At 43.7% G+C, this 26,343-nt stretch carries 24 protein-coding genes and 1 tRNA gene; 20 read left to right on the forward strand and 5 right to left on the reverse strand.

Going from position 1 to position 26,343, the window contains the following annotated elements:
* Nucleotides 1-26 precede the first annotated feature (26 nt).
* Nucleotides 27-290 carry a 30S ribosomal protein S20 gene (rpsT, locus tag CES81_RS04660; RefSeq protein ID WP_089088523.1) on the reverse strand — a complete coding sequence of 88 codons (264 nt, stop codon included), beginning with the start codon at nt 288-290 and terminating at the stop codon, nt 27-29.
* A gap of 268 nt (nt 291-558) precedes the next feature.
* Between rpsT and rpsO the strand changes: the two genes are divergently transcribed.
* The 10 genes from rpsO to argH all read left to right on the forward strand — a co-directional run bounded on the left by rpsO (nt 559) and on the right by argH (nt 12,110).
* Nucleotides 559-828 (forward strand): 30S ribosomal protein S15, encoded by a 270-nt coding sequence (rpsO, locus tag CES81_RS04665; RefSeq protein WP_089088522.1) that lies wholly within the window; start codon nt 559-561, stop codon nt 826-828.
* A 236-nt stretch (nt 829-1,064) separates the two neighbouring features.
* The gene (locus CES81_RS04670; protein WP_089088521.1) at nt 1,065-2,801 is read left to right on the forward strand and encodes a ribonuclease J; all 1,737 of its coding nucleotides are present in this window, start codon (nt 1,065-1,067) and stop codon (nt 2,799-2,801) included.
* Nucleotides 2,802-2,866: 65 nt separating this feature from the next.
* The gene (locus CES81_RS04675) at nt 2,867-3,757 is read left to right on the forward strand and encodes a hypothetical protein (RefSeq protein ID WP_089120875.1); all 891 of its coding nucleotides are present in this window, start codon (nt 2,867-2,869) and stop codon (nt 3,755-3,757) included.
* 187 nt (nt 3,758-3,944) lie between these two features.
* On the forward strand, nt 3,945-5,132 hold the full coding sequence (gene tuf / locus CES81_RS04680) for an elongation factor Tu (RefSeq protein ID WP_089088519.1): 1,188 nt from the start codon (nt 3,945-3,947) through the stop codon (nt 5,130-5,132).
* 219 nt (nt 5,133-5,351) lie between these two features.
* A complete protein-coding gene (gene tig / locus CES81_RS04685; protein WP_089088518.1) occupies nt 5,352-6,674 on the forward strand; it encodes a trigger factor in 1,323 nt (440 codons plus the stop codon).
* Nucleotides 6,675-6,941: 267 nt separating this feature from the next.
* The gene (gene clpX / locus CES81_RS04690) at nt 6,942-8,192 is read left to right on the forward strand and encodes an ATP-dependent Clp protease ATP-binding subunit ClpX (RefSeq protein WP_089088517.1); all 1,251 of its coding nucleotides are present in this window, start codon (nt 6,942-6,944) and stop codon (nt 8,190-8,192) included.
* Nucleotides 8,193-8,293: 101 nt separating this feature from the next.
* Nucleotides 8,294-8,887 carry a ribosome biogenesis GTP-binding protein YihA/YsxC gene (gene yihA, locus CES81_RS04695; protein WP_089120876.1) on the forward strand — a complete coding sequence of 198 codons (594 nt, stop codon included), beginning with the start codon at nt 8,294-8,296 and terminating at the stop codon, nt 8,885-8,887.
* Nucleotides 8,888-8,889: 2 nt separating this feature from the next.
* A complete protein-coding gene (locus tag CES81_RS04700) occupies nt 8,890-9,186 on the forward strand; it encodes a nucleoside triphosphate pyrophosphohydrolase family protein (RefSeq protein WP_089088515.1) in 297 nt (98 codons plus the stop codon).
* Nucleotides 9,187-9,429: 243 nt separating this feature from the next.
* Nucleotides 9,430-10,728 (forward strand): argininosuccinate synthase, encoded by a 1,299-nt coding sequence (locus CES81_RS04705; RefSeq protein ID WP_089088514.1) that lies wholly within the window; start codon nt 9,430-9,432, stop codon nt 10,726-10,728.
* A complete protein-coding gene (argH, locus tag CES81_RS04710) occupies nt 10,728-12,110 on the forward strand; it encodes an argininosuccinate lyase (RefSeq protein WP_089120877.1) in 1,383 nt (460 codons plus the stop codon). The genes CES81_RS04705 and argH overlap by 1 nt, the downstream gene beginning before the upstream one ends.
* On the opposite strand, the gene CES81_RS13775 is transcribed toward argH, so the two are convergent.
* Both CES81_RS13775 and CES81_RS13500 read right to left on the reverse strand, forming a co-directional pair.
* Nucleotides 12,012-12,332: an RCC1-like domain-containing protein gene (locus tag CES81_RS13775; protein ID WP_225356346.1), complete on the reverse strand. Its 321-nt coding sequence runs from the start codon at nt 12,330-12,332 to the stop codon at nt 12,012-12,014. The two genes, argH and CES81_RS13775, sit on opposite strands and share 99 nt — an antisense overlap.
* An 87-nt stretch (nt 12,333-12,419) precedes the next feature.
* Complete coding sequence (locus tag CES81_RS13500; protein WP_179211632.1) at nt 12,420-12,590, reverse strand: SPJ_0845 family protein; 171 nt, start codon at nt 12,588-12,590, stop codon at nt 12,420-12,422.
* Nucleotides 12,591-12,909: 319 nt separating this feature from the next.
* On the opposite strand from CES81_RS13500, the gene CES81_RS04720 reads away from it, so the two are divergent.
* The 5 genes from CES81_RS04720 to CES81_RS04740 all read left to right on the forward strand — a co-directional run bounded on the left by CES81_RS04720 (nt 12,910) and on the right by CES81_RS04740 (nt 20,506).
* On the forward strand, nt 12,910-14,391 hold the full coding sequence (locus CES81_RS04720) for an ABC transporter substrate-binding protein/permease (RefSeq protein ID WP_089120879.1): 1,482 nt from the start codon (nt 12,910-12,912) through the stop codon (nt 14,389-14,391).
* The gene (locus CES81_RS04725) at nt 14,381-15,127 is read left to right on the forward strand and encodes an amino acid ABC transporter ATP-binding protein (RefSeq protein ID WP_089088510.1); all 747 of its coding nucleotides are present in this window, start codon (nt 14,381-14,383) and stop codon (nt 15,125-15,127) included. Before CES81_RS04720 ends, CES81_RS04725 begins: the two co-directional genes overlap by 11 nt.
* 193 nt (nt 15,128-15,320) lie before the next feature.
* Entirely contained in the window at nt 15,321-17,117 is a 1,797-nt protein-coding gene (uvrC, locus tag CES81_RS04730) for an excinuclease ABC subunit UvrC (protein ID WP_089120880.1), read from the forward strand.
* A gap of 100 nt (nt 17,118-17,217) precedes the next feature.
* On the forward strand, nt 17,218-18,522 hold the full coding sequence (gene obgE / locus CES81_RS04735) for a GTPase ObgE (RefSeq protein WP_089088508.1): 1,305 nt from the start codon (nt 17,218-17,220) through the stop codon (nt 18,520-18,522).
* 40 nt (nt 18,523-18,562) lie between these two features.
* Nucleotides 18,563-20,506, forward strand: coding sequence for an acyltransferase family protein (locus CES81_RS04740; RefSeq protein ID WP_089120881.1), 1,944 nt, complete (start codon nt 18,563-18,565; stop codon nt 20,504-20,506).
* Nucleotides 20,507-20,754: 248 nt separating this feature from the next.
* Here CES81_RS04740 and CES81_RS04745 read toward each other — a convergent pair whose 3' ends face one another.
* Both CES81_RS04745 and CES81_RS04750 read right to left on the reverse strand, forming a co-directional pair.
* Complete coding sequence (locus tag CES81_RS04745; RefSeq protein WP_089120882.1) at nt 20,755-21,483, reverse strand: hypothetical protein; 729 nt, start codon at nt 21,481-21,483, stop codon at nt 20,755-20,757.
* Nucleotides 21,484-21,498: 15 nt separating this feature from the next.
* Nucleotides 21,499-21,765 (reverse strand): hypothetical protein, encoded by a 267-nt coding sequence (locus CES81_RS04750; RefSeq protein ID WP_089120883.1) that lies wholly within the window; start codon nt 21,763-21,765, stop codon nt 21,499-21,501.
* 222 nt (nt 21,766-21,987) lie between these two features.
* Here CES81_RS04750 and rnz point away from each other — a divergent pair, with 222 nt between their 5' ends.
* The 5 genes from rnz to CES81_RS04775 all read left to right on the forward strand — a co-directional run bounded on the left by rnz (nt 21,988) and on the right by CES81_RS04775 (nt 26,308).
* Nucleotides 21,988-22,926: a ribonuclease Z gene (gene rnz / locus CES81_RS04755; protein WP_089088504.1), complete on the forward strand. Its 939-nt coding sequence runs from the start codon at nt 21,988-21,990 to the stop codon at nt 22,924-22,926.
* A gap of 11 nt (nt 22,927-22,937) precedes the next feature.
* Nucleotides 22,938-23,282 (forward strand): LapA family protein, encoded by a 345-nt coding sequence (locus CES81_RS04760; RefSeq protein WP_089088503.1) that lies wholly within the window; start codon nt 22,938-22,940, stop codon nt 23,280-23,282.
* Nucleotides 23,275-25,605, forward strand: coding sequence for a single-stranded-DNA-specific exonuclease RecJ (gene recJ, locus CES81_RS04765; RefSeq protein WP_089120884.1), 2,331 nt, complete (start codon nt 23,275-23,277; stop codon nt 25,603-25,605). Before CES81_RS04760 ends, recJ begins: the two co-directional genes overlap by 8 nt.
* Nucleotides 25,606-25,622: 17 nt before the next feature.
* Nucleotides 25,623-26,141 carry an adenine phosphoribosyltransferase gene (locus CES81_RS04770; RefSeq protein WP_089088501.1) on the forward strand — a complete coding sequence of 173 codons (519 nt, stop codon included), beginning with the start codon at nt 25,623-25,625 and terminating at the stop codon, nt 26,139-26,141.
* A gap of 79 nt (nt 26,142-26,220) precedes the next feature.
* Nucleotides 26,221-26,308 (forward strand) — tRNA-Ser (locus CES81_RS04775).
* Nucleotides 26,309-26,343 lie beyond the last annotated feature (35 nt).

Genomic DNA, 26,343 nt, shown 5'->3' on the forward strand with positions numbered 1-26,343 from the left:
ATCGGTCCTTTAATATTTGGTTTAATTTAGGCGTTTGCTTTAGCTAAACGAGCAGCCATACGTGACTTGTCGCGGGAAGCTTTATTGGTTTTGATTAAACCCTTTGAAGCAGCACGGTCAACGGCGCTAGAAGCAGCTTTGTATAACTCAGCTGCGTTATCGTCGTGGTTCGTAACAGCTTTTTCAAACTTCTTAACGGCTGTTCGCATACTGCTAAGTTGTGCAGAATTACGTTCGTTAGCTTTAACGTTCGTTTTTGCACGTTCGATCGCAGATTTGATAATTGGCAATGAATTCACCTCCACACTCATAAGCCAGATGGCTCTGTAATATTCAACGAATGTCATTATACAGAATAAAATCAATGATTGCAACAGTTCGTCATTAATTGTAAAGTAAAACTACTTGATAAGGGGTTTAATATAAAACCTTGTTATTCTGTGCTAGAACAGATATAATAACAAAGGTTCTTAATTTTCCCTTACTTAGTTGACTGCGATCTCACTCACGGCAACTCAGTAACGGGTGGACAAATAAAATAAAGGTGGGAAATTTTTCATGGCTATTACACAAGAAAAGAAAACCGAGATTATGAAGCAGTATGCTCGTCACGATGGCGACACTGGTTCAGCAGAAGTTCAAATCGCTGTTTTAACAGCAGACATTAACGAATTGAACAACCATATGAAAGTTCACAAGAAGGACTTCCATTCACAACGTGGTTTAATGAAGAAGATCGGTCATCGTCGTAACTTGTTAGCTTACTTACGTAAAACTGACATCCAACGTTACCGTAATCTGATCAAGTCATTGGGTCTACGTCGTTAATTTTGATTATTTGGAGCTCTCCATTTTCGGAGGGCTTTTTTGCTGTTCTGAGAGATTTTTTTACTTGAGCCAGTTTGGACTGTTACATAGTTGAATTAAGTGTGATAAACTGTAAACAGTTTGTAGACGTGCCTAAATTTTAAGAGTTTAGGAAAAAAGTAAGTATTCATAATCAGCGATGGCTTTTAGCAATTGGCTGATTTGAAGAACCAGAACAACATATTTTGAGGTGAATTATGGACAAAGCAAAAATTAAGATGATGCCATTGGGCGGTGTTCGCGAAAATGGCAAGAATATGTATATTGTAGACGTAAATGACAGTATCTATGTTTTAGACTGTGGTTTAAAGTACCCGGAAAACGAATTGCTGGGCATCGATATTGTGATTCCGGATTTCGGTTACTTGCGGGAAAATAAGGATCGTATTGTGGGTGTATTTCTCACTCACGGCCACGCTGATGCCATTGGTGCACTGCCTTATTTCTTGAAGGAATTTAAGGTGCCGGTATTTGGCTCTGAAATGACGATTGAACTCGCTAAATTAAATTGCCAGTCGGATCCGAATGTGAAGGACTTTGATGACTTTCACGTGGTGGATGCGCAAACTGAAATTGATTTTGGGGACGTGACGGTTTCGTTCTTTAAAACGACCCATTCAATTCCTGAATCAATGGGAATCGTATTGAATACCAGTGAGGGCAGCATTGTTTATACTGGTGACTTTAAGTTTGACCAGACAGCTGCGCCTGGTTACCAAACGGACTATGCTCGGTTGGCTCAAATTGGAACTAACGGCGTACTTGCGTTACTAAGCGATTCAGCTAATGCCGAGAATCCTAGTGAAACCGCGAGTGAACGTGACATTGCCGAGAACGTGATTGAAACGTTCAACTATGCTAAAAGCCGCATTGTAGTGGCTAGTGTAGGCTCGAATATTCTACGGTTACAGCAGGTTTTCGATGCAGCTGCTAAGACGGGCCGGAAGGTTTATTTGACTGGCCGAGACATCGAAAAGATTGTTGATACGGCAATGCGCTTAAATAAACTCGTTTTGCCAGAAGACGATTTACTGATTTCAGAAGATCAACTGGAAAAATTGTCACCTGAACAAATCGTGATTATTCAAACGGGTAAGATGGGTGAACCGATCAAAGCCCTTCAACGGATGGCTAACAAGCAGGAGAAGGGTCTGAGCATTGAAAAAGACGACCTGGTCTTTATTACAACGACGCCTTCCCATGCCATGGAGACCAACGTTGCTAAGACCCGCGATATGATTTACCGGGCCGGCGGTGAAGTCAAAGCGATTTCTGATGATTTGAATTCATCTGGACACGCCAGCAAGCATGATCTTCAACTGCTGATCAACATTCTTCATCCTAAGTATTTAGTGCCGATTCAGGGTGAATACCGGCTAATGTCAGCTCATCAACGGGCTGCTGAGGAAGTCGGTATGGCAGAAGACCATATTTTTATGACTGCCAAGGGTGACCAGCTCGTTTACGATGGCAAGGATATGGTGTTGAGCGGCAGTGTTGAAGTGGGCAACACCATGATCGATGGTATTGGTGTCGGTGATATCGGCAACATTGTTCTGCGAGACCGTAAAGTGCTTTCAGAAGACGGCATCTTTGTTGCTGTCATTACGATCGACCATAAAAAGAAGCAGATCATTGGGGAACCAAAGATTACTTCTCGTGGTTTTGTGTACGTTAAAGCAAATAAGGACCTCATGCATGAAAGTGCCGAGATTATTAAAAAAGCAGTTCAAACGAACCTGGACAATAAAGAATTTGACTGGACGCATTTAAAACAGGATGTTCGTGAGAAGCTCAATCACTATTTATTTGACCAAACGCGACGCCATCCAGTGATCTTACCAGTGATCATGGAAGTTGATCCGCGACGTCATAAGCCGAAGAGCAAACATAAGAAACAAGCTGCACAAAAGAATCAGCAAGCTGAAAAATAATGGTTCTAAATCCCGTATGTTTGAATGCAAACGTACGGGATTTTTATTTCATGGAGGTGCGTAGCGTGGATCGAAACTTGCAGTTGGCAAACGAAGCCTTTAAAAAAGAACAGTGGCAGCAGGCTGCTCAGTTTTATGAGCAGGAATATCAGTCTGCACCTAGTGAGAAAATCAATCATTTACTGGTTAAGAGCCTGTTTGAGGATCACCAGTACAAAATGGCCTATACGGTGATGATGGATAACCTTAACAGCTACTTAATGGATGGTCAGCATGTGATCCTGATGGTGAGGGTGCTGCTAGTTAATCATCAGTTATTAATGGCACATGTTTTAACGGCAACGGTTCCGCGCTTGCCAGCAGAAGTTGGCCAACTCCTTTTTCAGGCGGAAGAAGAAGCTCGCCAGAAACCCGGTTTTAGAAAAGACTATCAAACTTTCTATCAGCTGAGCGCCCTAACGCTTAATCAGCAACAGCAGGCATTTGAAAAGGGTAAGCAATTGCCCCTAGGTGAGTGGGTAACAGCGACAAAAGCTTTATTGATTGATCCATTTGTTAAGCCAATTATTCGGGTGAGCTTATTAGAAATGGTACAAAAACTTAAGCTGAAAGAACGATTTACTTTTCGCTGGTTGGATAATAAAAATTACGAGGTTGCAGGCAATCAGTTAAAATCATTGGCAGAGGTCAAAAAGGTTGGTATACTTGAACGTACGCTGCAAGCGATGCTTGGGGATCACGATCCCATGACTCAGCAGTTGTACCAAAACGAGTTGGGTTTGCAAGTGACGTTGTTATATCCCTTTATTGATCGGGCCATCCCAGACCCGCAAGCCTGGGTGACACGTTTGATCCAGGGTGATCAGGAACAGTCAGCAGCATTACCAACGGCTTATAGTGTCGAATGGTGGCAACGAAAACTGTCACAAATTATGTCAGAGATGACGGGCACATAAAAATTTTCCATTGAATTTAGAGTTTATTGTTTACAAACGATAACCTAATCTATATAATATTTAAGGATTCTTCTTGAGGGATTCTCGATTTACCTTTTCGAGAAGAAGTAGTATAATTTACAACAAAGGGTTGCCAACAAATCGCTTGTTGGCATAATCTTTGTGAAAAATACAGGAGGTTTCATTAATGGCAAAAGAAACATACGAACGAACTAAGCCCCATGTAAACATTGGTACTATTGGCCATATTGACCATGGGAAGACTACCTTGACTGCAGCTATCACCAAGGTTTTAGCCCAAAAAGGGTTAGCTAAGGAAGAAGACTACGCTGATATTGACAAGGCACCTGAAGAACGTGAACGTGGTATCACGATCAACACTGCCCACGTTGAATACGAAACTGAGAAACGTCACTACGCACATATTGATGCCCCAGGACATGCTGATTACATCAAGAACATGATCACTGGTGCCGCTCAAATGGATGGTGCTATCTTAGTTGTTGCAGCTACCGATGGTCCAATGCCACAAACTCGTGAACATATTCTTTTGGCTCGCCAAGTTGGTGTTGAATACATCGTGGTCTTCTTAAACAAGACTGACTTAGTTGACGATGATGAATTGATCGACTTAGTTGAAATGGAAGTCCGTGAATTACTTTCAGAATACGATTACCCTGGTGATGATATTCCAGTTATCCGCGGTTCTGCTCTTAAAGCACTCCAAGGTGATGAAGAACAACAAAAGGTTATCTTACACTTAATGGACGTTGTTGATGAATACATCCCAACTCCAGTTCGTGATAACGACAAGCCTTTCTTGATGCCTGTTGAAGACGTCTTCACCATTACTGGTCGTGGTACTGTTGCTTCTGGTCGTATCGATCGTGGTACTATCAAGGTCGGCGATGAAGTTGAAATCGTTGGACTTAAGGAAGAAGTTCTTAAGAGTACTGTTACTGGTTTGGAAATGTTCCGTAAGACTTTGGAATTTGGTGAAGCCGGCGATAACGTTGGTGTCTTGCTTCGTGGTATTAACCGTGATCAAGTTGTTCGTGGCCAAGTTCTTGCAAAGCCAGGTTCGATCCAAACTCACAGTAAGTTCAAGGGTGAAGTTTATATCCTTTCTAAAGAAGAAGGTGGCCGTCATACGCCATTCTTCTCAAACTACCGTCCTCAATTCTACTTCCACACCACTGATATCACTGGTGTTATTGAATTGCCTGATGGCGTAGAAATGGTTATGCCTGGCGATAACGTCACTTTCGAAGTTGACTTGATCGCTCCAGCTGCCATTGAAAAGGGTACTAAGTTTACTGTTCGTGAAGGTGGCCACACTGTTGGTGCCGGTGTTGTTTCAGAAATCATGGACTAATACCTACCTAAATGAACATAAAAAGTCCGAGAAGGTTACCTTTTCGGACTTTTTTATTTGAGTGAATCCCAGTAAAATAATGAATCATAAAACGACTGTCTTCCATACGTTGCGTGCAGTCTAATGTTTACTTTTGAGCTTGCTTACGTTAAACTAAAGTCTGTACGCAATTTGAGTATGATCGTATTCGAAGATATATTTAATTTCGGAGGGAATATAATGGCTGCAAAATGGGAAAAAAAGGACACTAACAAGGGTGAATTAACCTTTGAAATCGGTGCCGACCAAATTAAGAAAGGCTTAGACCAAGCCTTCGCAAAGACCAAGAAGAACTTAGCTGTTCCTGGTTTCCGTAAGGGAAAGGTTCCACGTCAGATCTTTAACAAGATGTACGGCGAAGAAGCCCTTTATCAAGATGCTTTGAACATTGTTTTGCCTGATGCTTATGAGGCAGCAATCAAAGAAGCAGGTATCGAACCAGTTGATCAACCACAAGTTGACGTTGAATCCATGGAAAAGAACAAGCCATGGGTTTTAAAGGCTGTTGTTACTGTAAAGCCTGACGTTAAGCTGGGTGAATACAAAGACTTAAGTGTTACTAAGCAAAACACGCGTGTTTACCAAAAGGACATCGATGCTGAATTAGAAAGCCGTCGTCAATCACAAGCTGAATTAGTTTTGAAAGAAGACGAACCAGCTGCTAAGGGCGACACAGTTGTTATTGACTTTGACGGTTACGTTGATGGCAAGCAGTTCGATGGTGGAAAAGCTGATAACTATTCACTCGAATTAGGCTCTAACTCATTCATCCCAGGTTTTGAGGACCAATTAGTTGGCCACAAGGCTGGTGAAGATGTTGATGTTAAGGTGACCTTCCCAGATGACTACCAAGCTGAAAACTTACAAGGCAAGGAAGCCACTTTCAAGACGACTATTCACGAAGTTAAGCAGAAGGAATTACCTGATCTTGATGATGAATTTGCTAAGGATGTTGACGAAGAAGTTGACAGCTTAGACGAATTAAAGGCCAAGATCAAGGATGAACTGAAGGAAAAGAAAGTGACAGCTGCTCACAATGCTATCGAAGACGAAGCCATTGGCGAAGCCGTTGATAACGCCGAAGTTCAAGAAATTCCTGACGCAATGAAGGAAGAAGACATTCATCGTCAAATGGATCAATACTTAGCAAACATGCAACAACAAGGTATCGACCCTAAGACTTACTTCAAGCTAACAGGTACTAGCGAAGATGATTTGCACAAACAGTTTGCTGCAGATGCAGAACGTCGTGTAAAGACTAACTTAGTACTGGAAGCCATTGTTGATGCTGAAAAGATCGAACCTTCTGAGGATGATTTAAAGGCAGAAGTTAAAGATCTTGCCGGTCAATATGGGATGGAAGAAAGCGCTGTTCGTTCAGCACTTTCAGATGACATGCTGAAGCATGATATTGCCATTAAGAAGGCCGTTGACCTGATTACTGACTCAGCTAAGCAAGACAAGTCTAAAAAAGACGAAGAAAACGAAAAAAGTGACAAGTAGTTTTTAACGTTAACGTTGCTCACAAAGGCCCTAAAGACGAGAATGGTTGATTCTTGTTAGGGCCTTTGTTTGTGTATATGGGCTATTGAATGATGTACGAGTGGAGAACTGCAAGAAAAAATCAAATGGCCTAAAAGGTATGATTAACGCCGTTTGTAGCGTGGGCTGTTTGAGCTTTTACTTTCCCACTCCCATCTTTGTATGGTATAGTAGCAGTTGCGTTAAAGAAAAATATAAATGTAGAATTTAAAGAGGGGTGACTCTTAATTGTTTGAAAATACTGATACAACTGGCCCCGTAAATTGTTCTTTTTGTGGTAAGTCGCAGGATCAGGTTAAAAAGATTGTTGCTGGTCCTGGAGTTTATATCTGCAATGAATGTATCGATTTATGTAAAGAAATCATTGATGAAGAATTTAGTGAAGAAAGCTCACAGACGGTTTTTGATGTGCCAACTCCACAGCAAATTGTTGATTCTTTAAATCAGTACGTTATTGGTCAAACTGAAGCCAAAAAGACGCTTTCAGTTGCTGTTTATAACCACTACAAACGTGTGAATGAAATGGCCACTAACAAGAATGATGGTCCTGAATTACAGAAGAGTAATATTACCATGATTGGGCCGACCGGCTCTGGTAAAACTTATCTGGCGCAGACACTGGCGAAGATTTTGAACGTGCCGTTTGCCATTGCTGATGCAACGACCTTGACTGAAGCAGGCTACGTTGGTGAAGACGTTGAAAACATCCTTTTGAAGTTATTGCAAAACGCTGATTACGATGTTGAACGTGCTGAAAAGGGTATCATCTATATTGATGAAATTGATAAGATCGCTAAAAAAGCCGAAAACGTTTCGATTACACGTGATGTTTCCGGAGAAGGTGTTCAACAAGCACTGCTGAAGATTCTTGAAGGCACGATTGCTAACGTTCCGCCGCAGGGTGGCCGTAAGCATCCGCAACAAGAATTTATTCAGATTGATACGACCAATATCCTGTTTATTGTGGGTGGTGCGTTTGACGGTATCGAAACCATTGTTAAGAACCGTCTTGGTGATAAAACAATCGGTTTTGGTGCGGACTCAACTCACCAGCCAATTGATAAGTCAGAAAGCCTGATGCAGCACGTTGTCCCTGAAGACATGCTGGAATTTGGTTTGATTCCCGAATTTATCGGGCGTTTACCAATTTTAACGGCCTTAGAGAAGCTTTCTGAAGATGACTTGGTTCGAATCCTGACGGAACCTAAGAACGCTCTGGTTAAGCAATATCAACGTTTGATTTCGCTTGATGGCGTCGAACTGGATTTTGAAGATAAAGCGTTACGGGAAATGGCTAAGTTGGCGTTGAAGCGTAATACTGGTGCGCGTGGCCTTCGATCGATCATTGAAGATGTTATGCGTGATATCATGTTTGAACTGCCAAGTCGTGATGATGTTGCGAAGGTCATCGTTACTGGTGATACTGTAAAGGATCACCAAGAGCCGGAACTCATCTTAAAGGATCAAAAGGCTTCTTAAGCTGTCGGTCCGCAACTAATGTCAGCTGACATTTACGCCGTATGTTCCGTGTTATGGGGCATGCGGCTTTTATTTAGGCAAAAACCAAACGGGAGGTAACAATGGAAGTACACAATGTTGAACTGGTGATGAGTGCGGTTGATCCCAAACAATATCCCAAAACGGGACAACCAGAAATTGCGTTAGTTGGTCGCTCAAACGTGGGTAAGTCTTCGTTAACCAACGTTTTGATCAACCGGAATAGTTATGCTAGGACATCTAGCCAGCCGGGGAAGACCCAGACGCTGAATTTTTATCACGTTGAAGATAAGCTCTATTTTGTAGACGTTCCTGGTTATGGGTACGCTAAAGTATCTAGATCAGAACGTGAGAAATGGGGAGAAATGATTGAAACTTATCTCACCGCGCGCGAGACATTACGTGGCGTAGTTTCGTTGGTTGATGGGCGTCACGCACCAACGGAAGGCGATCAAACCATGTATACTTGGCTGAGTTATTACGAAATCCCAACGTTGGTGGTGGCAACCAAAATGGATAAGATTCCTGGCGCAAAGTGGAACAAACAGCTCAGCCTGGTAAAAAAGACGTTACAAATTCGTCCGGAAGATGATTTGCTGCCTTTTTCTGCCCAAACCAAGGCAGGTAAAGATGATGTGTGGCAGTGGATCGAACAACACGCGTTTGGGGGAAAATGATCATGGAATTTAATGACTATCAAAAAGCTGCCAACCGAACTCTTTTTGGCAGTGAACAAGTGTTAACCAACTGTGCCTTGGGCCTTTCTAGTGAAACGGGGCAGGTTGTTGATTTAGTTAAGCAATATACGTTTCAGGGAGAATCCTTGGATAAGCAAAAGCTGGTCAAGGAAATGGGTGATGTCCTTTGGTACTTGTCCCAAGTTGCTGAATGGGCGGACATTCCCTTTGAGGACGTCGCCAGTGGCAATATTGACCGTTTGAATAAGCGGTACCCGGATTCACCTAATAATCATTAATTAATAAAAGTTCGCAAATCAGGTAATTAATCAACTGATTTGCGAACTTTTTTTTGAATACGACATTTAAGTAAAAAGCCTGATACAAGCTGTTATTAGTGCTAAAGGCCAGTCATAAATAATGTATATTAACTGTAATATTGGCTATTTTTATGTATAAATAATAAAAAACACTTGCATTTACTGAATACAGGTGTTAATCTCGTATCATTAAGTAAAAAGATGAAATGAGAGGGCGGTAACATGACAAATAATAAAAAAGTTGTATTAGCATATTCAGGCGGATTAGATACTTCGGTCGCAATTCCTTGGTTAAAAGATAAGGGTTACGATGTGATTGCTTGCTGCATCAATGTTGGTGAAGGTAAAGATTTAGACTTCATTAAGCAAAAAGCATTAAACGTTGGTGCCGTTAAAGTTTATGTGATCGATGCCCTTGAAGAATTCGCTGAGGATTACGCGATGGTGGCCTTGCAGGGTCATACGTATTACGAAGGCGAATACCCACTGATTTCCGCATTATCACGTCCTCTGATCAGTAAGAAGTTAGTTGAAGTGGCCCAACAAGAAAATGCTCAAGCGGTTGCCCACGGCTGCACGGGGAAGGGTAACGATCAAGTACGGTTTGAAGTTGCCATCCACGCCTTGAACCCTGGGTTGGAAGTATTGAGCCCAGTTCGGGACTGGCACTGGTCACGGGAAGAAGAAATCGATTATGCTAAAAAGCACAATATTCCGATTCCAATTGATTTAGATTCACCATATTCAATTGATGCTAATATTTGGGGCCGTGCTAACGAAGCCGGCGTGCTTGAAGATCCCTGGGTCAGTGCGCCAGAAGATGCTTATGCACTGACCAACCCAATTGATAAAACGCCCGATACCCCAACCGATATTGAAATTACCTTCGTTAAGGGAGTGCCAACTCAGTTGAACGGGAAGGCAATGCAGTTAGCTGATTTAATTCAGGAACTCAACAAGATTGCCGGTGAACACGGCATTGGCCGGATCGACCACATTGAAAACCGGTTAGTCGGCATCAAGTCTCGTGAAGTGTACGAAGCACCGGCTGCCACCGTATTGATGAAAGCTCATAAACAGCTGGAAGACCTGACTTTTGAACGGGACTTAGCCCACTTCAAACCAGTTGTGGAAAAGCAGTTAACCGAAATGATTTACAATGCACTCTGGTTCTCTCCATTGATGGATGCTTTGTTAGCCTTCTTGAAGAAGACGCAAGAAGTTGTCAGTGGTGTTATCAAGGTTGAATTGTTCAAGGGCAACGTGATTACGCTAGGTCGGAAGTCAGATAGTTCATTGTATGATAAGAACTTAGCAACCTATACTGCCGCTGATTCATTTGATCAAGAAGCTGCCAAGGGCTTCATCAAACTATGGGGCTTACCAACAACGGTCTACTCACAGGTCAAAATGAAGAATAAGCAGACGGCCTTTGTTAATGCAGTTACCCACAACACCAAGAGCAAGGTGAAAGTAGCCGTAAAGGCACAAAAGAAGAATCAAACGGAGGCGACCAAGTAATGGCAACCAAAAAGCTCTGGGGTGGCCGGTTTCAAGAGCAAGCGGCCGCTTGGGTCGATGCTTTTGGGGCTTCCATTTCCTTTGATCAATTAATGGCTGAAGAAGATATTGAAGGTTCTTTAGCCCACGTTAAAATGTTGCAAAAAACCGGGATCGTTCCTTCTGACGACTGTGATCAGATCATTGCCGGATTGGAAGGCATTCAAAAAGACCTGGAAGCCGGCAAGTTGACCTTTACCGTCGAAAACGAAGATATTCACATGAATATTGAAAGTATTTTAACGGATCGAATCGGACCGGTGGCGGGAAAACTGCACACTGCCAGGTCACGTAACGATCAAGTTGCAACAGACTTCCATCTGTACTTGAAGAAACGGTTACCAAAGATTATTGATGAAATTACGACGGTTCAAAAAACGCTGATCAGTTTAGCAGAGAAGAACGTTGAGACGATCATGCCAGGCTACACGCATTTGCAGCACGCACAGCCGATTTCATATGGTCATTACTTAATGGCCTATTACCAAATGTTTAAGCGTGACAAGGAACGGTTTACGTTTAATGAAGTGCATACGGATATTTCACCGCTGGGTGCTGCAGCGTTAGCTGGCACAACCTTTCCAATCGATCGTCAAATGACGGCGAAAACGTTAGGTTTCAGCAAGGTTTACGCGAATTCGCTGGATGCCGTTTCAGACCGTGATTTTGCGGTAGAATTTCTCAGCAACAGTTCGATTTTAATGATGCACCTGTCTCGATTCTGTGAAGAATTTAGTATGTGGGTCAGCCATGAATTTCAGTACTTAGAATTATCGGATGCTTATACCACCGGTAGTTCGATCATGCCACAGAAGAAGAATCCAGACATGGCGGAGTTGATTCGTGGTAAAAGCGGCCGTGTATACGGTCACTTGATGGGGTTATTAGCCACGATGAAGTCATTGCCGCTGGCCTACAATAAGGATCTGCAAGAAGATAAGGAGGGGGTCTTCGATACAGTCAAAACCTTATTACCAGCGTTACGAGTCTTCAACGGAATGCTTTCAACGGTAACTGTTAAGGCCGACAACATGAAGGCTGCAACGGAAAATGATTTTTCGAACGCGACGGAATTAGCGGATTATTTGGCAACTAAAGGGGTGCCTTTTAGAGAAGCACATGGCATTGTGGGGCAGTTAGTTTTGAAGGGTATTCAGACTCATCAGAACTTACAGGATATGTCATTAAGCGAGTTAAAGAAGGCATCGCCCAAAATCGAAGAAGACGTTTATAACGACTTGAAATCAGAAGTTGCGGTTGAACGCCGTCATTCGGAAGGCGGAACTGGTTTTGATCAGGTTCGTAAACAAATTGAACAGGCTAAAAAAGAAATTGACGATTAAGAACAGCAAAAGGCTTCCTGTAGGGGAAGCCTTTTTTGTCCAAAAAAATAAGATTTTAAAAGCGTTTGGTAGCCGAACATGATGACATTGACTGACGTCACATTGCCCAAACTGGTTATCGCCGGCAGCCACAGCCGTGCCATCTGTTTTAATTGCGATAGTATGCCGACGTCCAGCGGCAATCGTGTGCAGGAATTTAAAATGTGGCAATATGAGGTTCACAATAACACTTTCCCTCCTTAAAAAATTTCGAAATATTGATTTAATGGAAGTCAGAAAAAAACGACACCCTTGAGTGCCGTTTTTTCATTATTTATGATAGTCGCGATGTTCTTTAATTAAAGCCTTAGCCTTTTTAGTCGCATCTTTTTGTTCGTCGTGTTTTAAAAACTTGTCACGTTTTTCATCTTTGATATCGGCTTCGGCAAATTTACCGAACATTGCGTCGAGGTCATTTTGACGTTTTACTTTCAATCCCATGATGCAGTCAACTCCTTCATTGGGCTTAGTTTATCATGGAGAAAGGGGGAAAGCAAGAAAGGTGGAAGAAGGTGTGCGGTAAGAGCGACGTGTTAAACGGCGACCTTCCTGACCGAACCCGATTGGACAATATGTCGGCCAAACGGTTCCAATTTAAGTGGCTTCTTTCAATCAGATGCATAATGTATATAAAAGTGTATATAACGCAAAAAACAACTTTATTTTGTATAAACGAGACTTTTTCCCGTTTTTTATTGCATAAAGAATGATTTTGGTGTAATGTAGGAGTTACTTAAATTTAGAGAGGAAGTTAGGGTGAATGAAAGCCAAGGGGAAAAATATATTACTCACTATCGTGACACTGTGTTTGTCATTATTCGTTTTATTTACAGTTCAACCAACGCACCACACTACTGCGTATGCAGCGGATGATTCACTTCAAAAAATTAAGGATCGGGGCAAAATCGTTATGGCGACCTCGCCAGATTACCCGCCTTATGAATTCCAGGTCAGCAAGAATGGCAAGTCCAGAATTGTTGGTATGGATGTCGACATCATGAAACAGGTTGCTAAGGATTTGGGCGTTAAGCTAGAAATCAAGTCCATGTCGTATGATTCCGTTTTGGTAGCCGTCGAAACAGGTAAAGCCGACGTGGCTATGAGTGGGATCAACCCAACTGCTAAGCGGCGTCAAAGTGTTGATTTCTCGGAAATCTACTACAATGGTGGTCAAAGTTTCCTGATCAATAAGACTGATGTAGGTAAGTATAAGAATAAAGCTGCCTTAGCTCACAAGAAGATCGGTGCCCAGACAGGGACGTTGCAATACAACTTAGCTAAATCCAAGATTCCTGGCGCAACGGTTAAGGGAATGGATAAGAACACCGACCTTGTACTGGCATTAAAGACCCACAAGATCGATGCGCTTGGTATTGAAACGCCGTCAGCTGAAGCTTACGTTAAGAACGACCATGATTTGGCAATGATCAAATCCGGTTATCATTTGAATAAGAACGAAACTGGTTCTGCGATGGCCTTTAAAAAGGGTTCCGGTACTTTAGCTGCAGCCGTTAACAAGAGTATTGATAAGATCAAGGCTAAGCACATGACGACTCAGTACCTGGCTGACGCAGGGAAGTACATGAAGGTTAACACCACTAACACTTCAATGATTCACTACTGGACTTACTTTGCTAAAGGGATCGAATACACGTTATTGATTTCTGCAATTTCAGTTATTTTTGGGGTTTTGCTGGGAACCATCTTGGCATTGATGCGGTTTAGCAAGAGTAAGTTGCTGCACGCCATTTCAGTGGCCTACGTTGAATTTGTTCGTGGGACACCATTGATGGTTCAAGTGATGTTTGTTTACTTTGGTGTTGGGATCATTGTTAACCTGCCGGCATTATTATCAGGTATCATTGCCGTTTCGCTGAACAGTGGTGCTTATGTCGAGGAAATCATCCGTGGCGGTATTAACTCGGTTGATAAGGGACAAACGGAAGCGTCTGCTAGTTTGGGGTTAGCCAAGAGCGATACCATGCGTTTCGTGGTCTTACCTCAAGCATTGAAGAATATTTGGCCAGCACTTGGTAACGAATTTGTTTCACTGGTTAAGGAAAGTTCAATTGTTTCCATCATTGGTGTTACTGATTTGATTTACCAGTTAAACATTGTGCGTGCCGATACGTATCGTGGTGTTATGCCAGTGTTTGTCGCAATGTGCATTTACTTCGTGATGACGTTTATTTTAACAAGAGTTCTAAACTACTTTGAAGGGAGAATGAAACATGCAAAATAAACCATTAGTTGAAGTTAAGAAACTTCAAAAAAACTATGGCGATACCGAAGTCCTAAAAGAAATTGACGGCACGGTTATGCCTGGTCAAGTGATTTGTGTGATTGGCCCTTCAGGTTCTGGAAAAAGTACGTTTTTACGTTGTTTGAACATGTTGGAGAAGCCAACGGCAGGTCAAGTCTTATTTGAAGGCAAAGATACTTCGAAATTCTCAGAAGAAGAACTCACGACGTTACGTGAACGGATGGGAATGGTCTTTCAAAGTTTTAACTTGTTCCCTAATTTGACGGTGCTTGATAATTTGAAACTGGCACCGATCCGGGTTAAAAAGATGTCTGATAAAGAAGCAGAAGACAAAGCTTTGAGTTTGCTTAAACGGGTTGGCCTGGAAGAAAAGGCTAACGTTTATCCAAGCAGCTTATCAGGTGGACAGGCACAGCGTGTGGCGATTGCTAGAGCCTTAGCAATGGATCCCGAAATGCTGCTGTTTGACGAACCAACCAGTGCTTTGGATCCCGAAATGGTCGGTGAAGTACTGGCCGTTATGAAGGAACTGGCTGAGGATGGCATGACCATGGTGGTTGTTACTCATGAAATGGGCTTTGCCAGGGAAGTGGCCAACGAAGTCTGGTTCATGGCGGACGGCTATATTCTTGAGAAAAACAAGCCTAACGAAATGTTTGAACACCCTCAAAATCCGCGGACTAAAGACTTTATCAGCAAGATTATTAATAGCTAATCAAGATGATCAAAAACACCATGATTCGATATTCGAATCATGGTGTTTTATTATTGTCAGTTTAACCCATGGTTACGGTAAGCATAAGCGACTAGCTTGCCCCAAACACTTATTCGGGGTTATAATAAAACGTCGAAACTGGGAAAGTTCGAGATCAGCTTCCCAGATAATCATGTGAAGGGAGGCCGTCCGTTTGGCTACGGAATATTTAGAACATAAATTAGCATTGTTACCAGACATGCCTGGTATCTATATGATGAAAAACATTAACGGGCACATTATTTACGTTGGTAAAGCCAAAAACTTGAAGAACCGGGTGCGTTCCTATTTTAAAAGTAGCCATGAAGGCAAGACGGCTCGCTTGGTATCAGAAATTGCTGACTTTGAAACCATTGTGACGTCAACGGATAAGGAAGCCTTCCTGCTTGAAATTACGATGATCCAAAAGCACCAGCCGCACTATAATATCAAGTTAAAGCAGGGAACGGGTTATCCTTACATTAAAATCACGAATGAACGGGATCCTACGATGAAAATTGTCAGCTCGATTCGCAAGGATGGGGCCTACTACTTTGGACCGTACCCTAACGTTTATGCCGCTGAAGAAACCTTACATTTCTTGCAAAAGGTCTATCCGCTGCGTCGCTGCAACGGTTTCCAAAACCGGCCGTGTCTGTACTATCACATGGGGCAGTGTTTGGGCGCCTGTTTTAAAGAAGTGCCGAAGGAAAAGTATGATCAGCAGATTGAACGAATTAAGTCGTTTTTAAACGGAAATGTGGCAACTGTGAAGCGGCATTTAAACGCTCAGATGCAGAAGGCTTCAGATAATTTGGAGTTTGAGCGGGCGGCCGAGATTCGCGATCAAATGCACTACATTGAAGTGACCGTCGAAAAGCAAAAGATTATTTCCAATGATCAAACCCCACGGGATATCTTTAATTTCTACCTGGATAAGGGCTGGCTGTCGGTTCAAGTTTTCTTTATTCGGCAGGCTCGGCTGATCAAACGGGAAAAACGGTTGTTCCCGATTGTGAACGATGAGATTGAAGAAATGACTAGTTTCATTATTCAATTTTATCACCGGAAGAACAGTGTCTTTCCAAAGGAAATTCTGGTACCTGACAGTCTACCAAAGGATATCCTGGAAGAGATGCTGCCCATGCCAGTCAGAACGCCACAGCGCGGTGAAAAACGTGCACTGCTCGAAATGGCGGGTAAAAATGCACGCTTAGTTTTGGAGGAAAAGTTCCGCTTGCTGGAACTCGATGAACAAAAAACGACCGGTGCCATGAAAGAGATCACCGATGCGTTGGGAATTGCTCCGGGACATAAGATTGAGGCGTTTGACCACTCCCACATTCAGGGGGCTGATTTAGTTTCAGCCATGGTCGTCTTTGTGGACGGTCAGCCGAATAAGAGCCTGTATCGTAAATATAAGCTGCGAACGGTGCATCACGCGGATGAAGCTGCCAGCACACGGGAAGTCATTCGGCGTCGTTATACGAGGTTGCTGAAAGAACATGAGACAATGCCTGACTTGGTTTTAATGGATGGTGGTGCCATTCAGTTAGAAGCAGCAAAGGACGTTTTGATCAATGAACTCGGATTAGACATTCCGGTCGCTGCAATGGTTAAAAACGATAAGCATAAGACCGCGGATCTGCTGTCAGAGGTCAACGATACTCCGCAGCACCTTGATCCTAAATCACAGGGCTTTTATTTATTACAGCGAATTCAAGATGAAGTTCACCGGTTTGCCATTACGTTTCACCGAAAAGTTCATGCGAAAAACTCGCTTAGTTCCCGCTTGGATGATATTCAAGGCGTTGGGCCAAAGACCAGAAATAAACTACTGCGAAAGTTTGGCTCAATGAAGAAAATTGCGGCTGCTACACCAGAAGAACTGCATGAACTAGGGATTTCTAAAGAGGTTGCCGACACCATTCACCTGACTTTAGCCAAAACAACTGAGGCCAGTGAAGGGTAAACTTAAAAAACTTTCAATAAACGGTGGTAATTTAACGATATTCATTAGATAATAGCAAGGTTAGGAAAGTCCGAAAGCAAGAGAATAATGGAGAAAAGCTATGTTTGTAGATCACGTAACAATAAATGTTAAGGCCGGAAATGGTGGTAACGGAATGGTTGCCTTCCGGCGTGAAAAATATGAGCCCAACGGCGGGCCGGCCGGTGGCGATGGCGGTCGCGGCGGCAGCGTTGTGTTCCGAGTAAGTACGGGGCTTCGTACCCTGATGGACTTCCGCTATAATCAAAAATTTAAGGCCGATCATGGTCAAAATGGTGGTATTAAAGGCATGACCGGTCGCGGTGCCGAAGACCGCGTTATTTTGGTTCCCCAAGGGACTACCGTGATCGATGATGAGACTGATATGGTCATTGCCGACTTAATTGAGGTCGGTGATCAAGTTGTCGTTGCTCAAGGCGGCCGTGGCGGACGTGGAAACGTCCACTTTGCTACGCCCAAAAATCCGGCACCCGAATTGGCTGAAAATGGTGCTCCCGGAGAAGAGCGCCGCGTTCGCTTAGAACTAAAATTATTGGCGGATGTTGGTTTAATTGGTTTCCCATCGGTTGGTAAATCAACCTTATTGGCGGCAATTACCAGTGCCAAGCCGAAGATCGGTGAATATCATTTTACAACCCTGACCCCTAATTTAGGGATGGTTAAACTAAGTGACGGGCGTGATTTTGCGGTGGCCGATTTACCTGGATTAATTGAGGGTGCGGCTGACGGCGTCGGTCTTGGGATTGAATTTTTAAAGCACATCGAACGGACAAGAGTTCTGTTGCACTTAATTGATGTCAGCGGGTTTGAGGATCGCGATCCTTACGATGACTTCTTAAAAATCAATGCTGAACTGAAAAAATATGACCCGGATTTATTGAAGCGGCCGCAAATTGTCGTTGCAACTAAAATGGATCTGCCTGATTCAGCGGCTAATTTAGCAACGTTGAAGCAGAAGTTGGCAAAGGACACGACGTTGGCTACGCCACCAGTTGTGATGGCAATTTCTAGCGTCACTCATGAAGGGTTAACCCCACTCATTCAAAAGACGGTTGAGATCCTTGATCAAACGCCGGCCTTTCCTGTTAAGGGTGTCGACGACCTGCAAAAGATGCTGCTCACTGATGATCAGCCGGCAGAAGCGGATGATTTTGAAATCAACCGTGATGGAGACGGTACCTGGGTACTTACAGGGGCCAAATTAGAGCGATTGTTCCAAATGACCAACATGGACCACGAAGAAAGTACGTTGCGATTCGCACGTCAACTGCGAGGAATGGGTGTCGATGATGCCTTACGAGCAAAGGGTGCTCATAATGGTGATTTAGTTCAAATCGACGACTTTACCTTTGAATTTGTGGAATAAAATTTTGAGTTAACATATGAGATGAAACGAGGGAGAATCGATGCAACACGCAGGGAGAAAACGGCTTAAACACAGCCGTTATATTTCTGGGTTTGATGGAATCCGGACGATTGCGGTGATTGGTGTTATTGTTTATCACCTATTGCCTTATAGCTTGCAAGGGGGCTATCTGGGCGTTCCAATATTCTTTGTGGTGTCTGGTTATTTAATTACTGATCTGTTGTTACAGGAATACGAGCAGAATGGGCGAATTGACATTGCCAGTTTTTACGTTCGGCGAATGAAGCGACTTTATCCTGCGCTGGTGACGATGGTCCTGACTACGGCAGCGTACATTACTTTATTTCAACGGTCACTGTTTGTGAGTTTAAAAGCCATTATCAGTACTAATCTGCTTTACGTGTACAATTGGTGGGAAATTGGCCACGGCCAGTCCTACTTTGATCGGTTTAACGGCGAATCACCGTTTACACACCTCTGGTCACTTTCAATTGAAGGCCAATTCTATTTAATATGGCCGCTCGTTTTAGTGATACTGCTGTTTATTTTTAAAGAACGAAAGTCGATTTTTTACTTTGTCTTAGGATTATCGGTTTTGTCTGCTATTTGGATGGGATACCTCTATACGGGTACTGCAATGACTAACCGGGTATACTACGGTACCGATACGCGGATGTTTGCTATTTTACTTGGTGTTGCACTGGCCTTTGTTTGGCCGGCCACCAAACTAAAAAGTGAGCTGAACAGTCAGGCAAAGTGGCTATTAAACGGTACGGGTATTGTGAGCCTGGCGTTGTTGATCATCATGTTTTTTACGATGTCAGGGCAGGCTAGCGCCACTTATCATGGCGGTATGTTTTTGTTTACGCTGTTGTCGGCGATTTTAGTTGCAACGGTGGCTCATCCAGCCGGTTTTATGAATCAGCTGTTTACTAATCGGGTTTTTGATTGGGTAGGGAAACGAAGCTACGGAATTTACCTGTATCAGTTTCCCATCATGATTTTTTACGAGGCGAAGGTGACTAATATTGCAGCGCACCCAGTCTTGAATGCGTTGATAGAGACCGTCTTGATCCTCATTGCCAGCGATTTATCGTACCGGTATTTGGAACGGCCTTTACGTCATTATCATTATGGCCAATTGCCAATGGCAATCAAGCAGTTTTTCCGGAACCCGAAGAAGTTTGGGATGGCCCGTTATGCGGTTATTCCAGCCATCTTGGTAACGGGCATTGCGCTTTTTGGTGCTGCTACTTCCCCCGCTCACTCGGAAGCTAAAGATTCGGCATTACAAACGAGGATTAAGCATAATCAAAAGCAGGATGCCTCTTCTAACAAGGCTGCTTTAAAAAAACAGCGTCAAGCTGCAAAAAAAGCCGCTGCTGAAAAGAAACAGCAGGCTGCTTGGAGAAAAGTTAAATTAACTGCGCATCAAAAAGAACTGGTTAAGACGTATGGGTTATCTAAGCGTCAGTATATTCAGGCGAAAGACCTGTCAGTGACCGCCATTGGGGATTCCGTGATGGTGGATGTTTCCAAGGATATTCGTCAGGTGATTCCTAATACGTACGTATCAGCAGGTGTCGGACGGCAGATCTGGCAAGCCCCAAAGCAAATTGCTTCGTTGAAAGCACAGGGCGCGCTGGCGAACACGGTGGTTGTTAATTTGGGGACTAATAGTCCGATGAGCAATAGCCAAATCAATCAAGTGATTCACATGATTGGACCCAAGCGTCGTATTTTTTGGGTGAACACTCACGTGCCGACTCGCAATTGGCAGACTTCCGTTAACCAAACGATTGCTAAAGCCGCTAAACGTTATCCTAACGTCGAACTCGTTGATTGGCATAGCCTCAGTAAGGACCATAAGGACTGGTTCTACACGGATAATGTGCACCCTAATCCGGTTGGTAACCGCAACTATACGCGTTTATTGATTAAACGATTAACGAATTCCCAAGCCCAGGATACGCCAGAGAATTAAAAAACGAGGCCGTGACATAACTCGGTAGATTCCAGAATTTAACCCCCAAAAGCGTTCTTCCGATGGTTCTGATCGGAAGGGCGCTTTTGGGGGTTAAATGGCCGGAATCTGAGTTATGGAGCGGGTTAAGGCTATATTAAAGGAGTGAACAAAAGTAAGGCTTACGCTATGTTTTACTCAAAAAATTACCTTGCATCCTTATCAATATAGACTTAAGTCACAGGTTCGTTTTAGTGTCAAGACGCGGATTAAAACCTTATGGTGATCGCGGTGGGGGCCTGTGATACTGGCTGGCCGGAATCATTAAAGCTTCCGGAGAATTTAACGTCTAATTGATGAATTTTGAAACTCGTTGGGCCGACTAAGATCATCGCTGAAAAGGTTCGGGCACTGCGTTTCTGAATAAGTTGGCCAGCGCTAGGATCGCTAATACCATTAGAAGCAACAGTTCTTGAACCGTTAAGGCTGATTTTTTGAATGCCGTCAATTTTAACCGCATGGCTGGTAGTGTTTTTAACCGTAAACTTAATTTGTAAAGTTTGGTAGGGGTTAGGAATTTGACCAATGTTGAACGCCTGTTGAGCCATCTGCATGGCACGTTTGGTTTTAGCGTTATTTTTAAATCGCTTAGCAGCCGTTATTTGATAACGAATGCCGGGGCTCGTTGTTTGCTGGTTCAGCCGTTTATTCTGAAATAAAGTTAGTTTAGTGCCCGCTTGATCATAGGCGAACTGACCCGGAAGTGTTAGCAGCCCCGATTTTTGGTAGCGACGGTTATGCTTTTCGGTATTAGGAACGCTGTATGGTTTCATATTTGCCTGATCGGAAGCCGATTTTTCCGGGACTTTAACCTGTGGGCTGGACGAATTCTGTGAGTTTGACGATGATCGATCGCTTGACTTTGCCTGGCCGCCGCAGCCGGTTAGAATGAGGCCAGCTGCCAGAATGGCAGTTAGCATGAAACGTTTACGTAACATATTAAAGGACCTCCATTATTTAAATAATAACCAGTGACCGGACTGACGAAAGCCGTAAAGCCGCTCCTCGTCAGATTTAAAGACGACTAGTTGCTGGTCAAAGTGAGTCGCGTGCTGCCGAAAAGTTTTGACAGTTAAAGGCGTTTGCGTGACGGTATGTAGTTTAAGGTGATTATCGGAAGCTGACATCCCAGAAATCGGTTTGATGGGATTAGTATCAAAGCCCAGTTTTAAGCTAGCATCTAACTGATGCACTAATGTGATAAGCTCTCGTAAACGCAAATTATCCACTCCCTCTATTACTGATTATACATTATCTTTGGCGACAATATTCAACCGGCGTTTGTTTAGTTTTATCCCAAACAACATTCATAATTTCAGTTAAAAAAGCAAACAATCACACGGTGAATCTGATACAATTATAGGGTTAGGATCCGAGCAAGAAGGACCGGATCACACCAGCTGAGATGTTCGGTGCAAGATTGATAGAAAAGGACGACAGATATGCAAATTGAATTTTTAGGTACCGGTGCTGGTTCCCCTGGAAAATTTAGAAACGTCAGCAGCTTAGCATTACGGCTACTAGAAGAACGCAATTCCATCTGGCTGTTTGATGCCGGTGAGGGCACTCAGCAACAGATTTTGAGAACCACGATCAAGCCGCGTAAAATCGATAAAATATTTATTACTCACTTGCACGGGGACCATATTTTTGGGTTACCGGGCCTATTAAGCAGCCGCTCATTTCAAGGCGGTAACGATAAGTTAACCATTTACGGGCCTAAAGGGATCCGTAATTTTGTGCTAACCAGTTTGAAAGTTTCAGAAACTAAATTATCCTACTTCATCGAATTTGTGGAATTAACAAGTGGCGGGGAAATCTTTCATGACAATAAGTTCACGGTGTATGCTGAACACTTAGATCATAAGATTGAAACCTTTGGCTATCGGGTCGTGGAACGTGATCATCCTGGTGAACTCATGGTTGATCAGCTTCAAGCAGATAAGGTGCCGTCTGGTCCCATCTATGGCCAGCTTAAAGCCGGTGAAACAGTGACGTTACCCGATGGCAGAAAGATCGATGGCCATGATTATATTGGGCATGCACAAAAGGGTCGAATTGTTGCAATTTTGGGCGATACGCGTAAGACTGCTAATAGTTATAAGTTAGCTGAAAATGCCGATGTGCTGGTGCATGAAAGTACCTTTGCAAAGGATGAAGCAGCGATGGCTCACAGTTACTATCATTCAACTAATGTTCAGGCAGCTAATATTGCGAAAGATGCGCACGTCGGGAAACTTTTATTAAATCATATTTCTGCGCGCTATAATGGCAAACTCGCACATGATTTGGAAAAGCAAGCACAAGCAGTTTTTAGTAACACAAAAGTTGTGAAAGATTTTGATGTCGTTGATATTCCGTTTGATAAGGAACGGGAATAGGGGGCGATTCAATGAAACGTCAAGGAAAAGCCATTATTGCTATTTTAATTGTGATCCTGATTGCCATTTTTTCGGTAATGAATACCGAATCGGTGCCGGTCCATTTTGGATTTACGACCGTTTCGTGGCCGCTGGTACTGATTTTATTAGTGGCCGTATTTTTGGGCGCTATTTTAATGTTTCTCTTTGCAACGATCTCTAATTATCAAAACAAGAAAATGATTAAACGGAAGAACAACCGTATTCAGGCTTTAGAAACCCGCTTAGACGAAACCAAGCACACGCAGGTAAACTCAGTCAGTGCAAGCAAGCCTGACAGTAGTCAACCACAGACAAAGGATGATGATCATGATTGAACCGCATTATGATTGGCAAATAAAAAACGTGGATCGTCCTAGTGCCGAAGCAACGCAATTGGCAGACACGTTGTCCATTCAACCCATGGTCGCTCAGATATTACTTAATCGCGGGTACGATACCCAGGAAAAGGCAGAACGCTTTTTACACCCCGACCTTTCTCAATTGCATGATCCCATGGCGATGCACGATATGCAAAAAGGCGTGGAACGGATTCAAACGGCGGTTGCTAATGGTGATCACATCACGATTTACGGTGACTATGATGCGGACGGTGTCACCAGCACTTCCATTTTGTATGAAACACTTGATCAAATCGGCGCAAACGTTGATTACTTTATTCCTAACCGGTTTGTTGATGGTTATGGGCCTAACGTCGCGGCTTTTGAACGTTTGATCAAAGACGGGACACAACTTATTGTGACCGTGGATAACGGGGTTGCCGGCAACGAAGCCATTGCGCGGGCGAACGCATTAGGGTGTGATGTGGTGGTGACTGATCACCATGAACTTCCTGATGAATTGCCGGATGCGTACGCGATTATTCACCCGCGGCATCCGGACAGCCAATACCCCTTTGGCGGGTTATCTGGTGCGGGTGTGGCCTTCAAAGTGGCCACCGCACTATTAGATGAAATCCCTCAGGAGATGCTGGATCTAGCGGCTATCGGGACGGTAGCTGATTTGGTACCGCTGGTAGATGAAAACCGGGTCTTAGTCACCGCTGGGCTGCAGCTGCTTTCGCAAACGGATCGGTTAGGCTTAGTTGCGCTTATTAAGGAAGCCGGCATCGCACCAGATCAGATCGATGAACAGTCCATTGGGTTTGGCATTGCCCCCCGGCTAAACGCGTTAGGCCGGCTAGACGATGCAGCACCAGCCGTCGAACTGTTAACCACTTTGGATGAAGATCGGGCTGAAAAATTAGCAGCGCTGACCGAAAAACAGAATAAGTACCGGCAAAAGCTAGTGGCTGACATCAGTGAAGTGGCTTTGGCTCAGGCACAAGATGAAAAGCACCGGGCTCATCCGACTATGCTGATCACTGGGAAAGGCTGGCATGAAGGTGTGCTGGGTATCGTTGCCAGCAAGGTGGTCGAAGCAACTGGCAAGCCAACCGTTGTTTTAAACGTGAATTCAGACAACGGGACTGCTAAGGGTTCAGGCCGCAGCGTCGCCGGCTTTAACCTGTTTGACGCTTTTGATGGCCAGCGTGATTTGCTGGTTAATTTCGGTGGGCACGCTGCTGCGGTGGGCATGACCGCAAAAGCCGATCAGTTAGCGCAGTTGCAGGCGGGCTTTGATCAGGCCGCAGCTGACCAAAACTTGGCTGACCAGCCGAAAACGCAGCTAACCGTAGCATCTGAAATGGCGGTTGGCGATGTCTCAGAAGACCTTTACGACCAATTACGACAATTAGCACCGTTTGGAACCGATAACCCAGTCCCAATGTTTGCTTTTAAACCCAGCGCGGTTCAAAATGTTAAGGCTATCGGTGCTGAGGGTAAACACCTGAAATTCCAATTGACAGATCAAAACCATCAGCTAAACGCCATTGATTTTGGTGCCGGTGAGTTAGCACCAGTTCTTCAAAGCGCGCCGCAACAGGTTAAGGTAGTCGGTCAAATTGATACTAACGTTTGGCAGGGACGGACCTCCATGCAAATCATGGTGAAGGACCTTTCTGTTGACGGTTTGGTGATCAATGACCAACGAACGCAAAAATTACGGCCGGAAATGTTTCAGGATGCGCAGGCAACTTACGTTTTCTTTAATCAACGACTTTATGAAAAGATGCAGTCTCAAATTCCAGCTACGGCTAATTCTTGGCTTCTGGCGGATGCTGAACGGGTAGGTGAGATACATACACCGACCATGTATCTGGTGGATTGTCCGGCCAAAATCAGTGATTTACAGACGGCACTCAAAGCCGTTAAAGCGGATCAAATCGTCATTTATTTTTATTTAAAGGAAAGTCATTACCTTTTGGGGATGCCAGATCGCGCACAATATGCTAAACTATTTAGGTTCGTTCAAACGCATCGTGATGTAGATGTCTCTCATCGACTGAATGAGCTGGCAAAGTATTTACAAATCGTGCCGACTCAGTTAGTCTTGATGTTGCAAATTTTTCGGGAGCTGGCCTTCGTGACCATTACCAATGGCAAGCTGAATGAGGTTAAACAACCAGCGCACCGTCAAATTACTGACGCACCAAGTTACCAAAAACGACAGCAGCAGATTGAAACTGAAAAACAACTATTGTATAGCGAAACGGCTGATTTCAAGTCTTTGTTAACCTCGCTAATTGCACAAGATTAAAGGAGTTGCTATTTAAAATGACGATTGATTTAAAGAAGTACGTTGCGACAGTGCCGGATTATCCTGAGCCTGGCGTTATGTTTCGTGATATTTCACCACTGATGTCAGACGGAAAAGCATACCGCTACGCAACGGATCAGCTAGTGGATTATGCCCGCAGCAAGAACGTGGACATGATCGTTGGTCCCGAAGCACGGGGCTTTATTGTGGGCTGTCCGGTAGCTTACGAACTCGGGATCGGTTTCGCACCAGCCCGTAAAGAGGGTAAGTTACCACGAGAAACGGTCAAGGCAACGTATGATCTTGAATACGGTAAGTCGGCGCTCTATTTGCACAAGGATGCCATTAAGCCCGGTCAACGGGTCTTAGTAACCGATGATTTATTAGCTACTGGCGGTACGATCGGTGCCACGATTGAATTGGTGGAAGAATTAGGTGGCATCGTTGTTGGAACTGCCTTTATTATTGAACTAAAAGATCTCCACGGCCGTGATAAGATCAAGGGCTACGATATCTTTAGTTTAATGGAATACTAAAATTGCATCAGCGCACTAAATATTATCGACTAGCAGTTGCAAGTTTTGCTAGGTTTGTTATAATTGTTTAGTGTGTTATGGAGAGTTGGCAGAGTGGTAATGCACCGGACTCGAAATCCGGCGAACCGGCTTATACCGGCGCGCAGGTTCAAATCCTGTACTCTCCTTGAATTTAATATCTGTTTCATTTATGAACCTCATC

Source organism: Secundilactobacillus pentosiphilus (assembly GCF_002217985.1).
In the GTDB taxonomy this organism is placed as follows: domain Bacteria; phylum Bacillota; class Bacilli; order Lactobacillales; family Lactobacillaceae; genus Secundilactobacillus; species Secundilactobacillus pentosiphilus.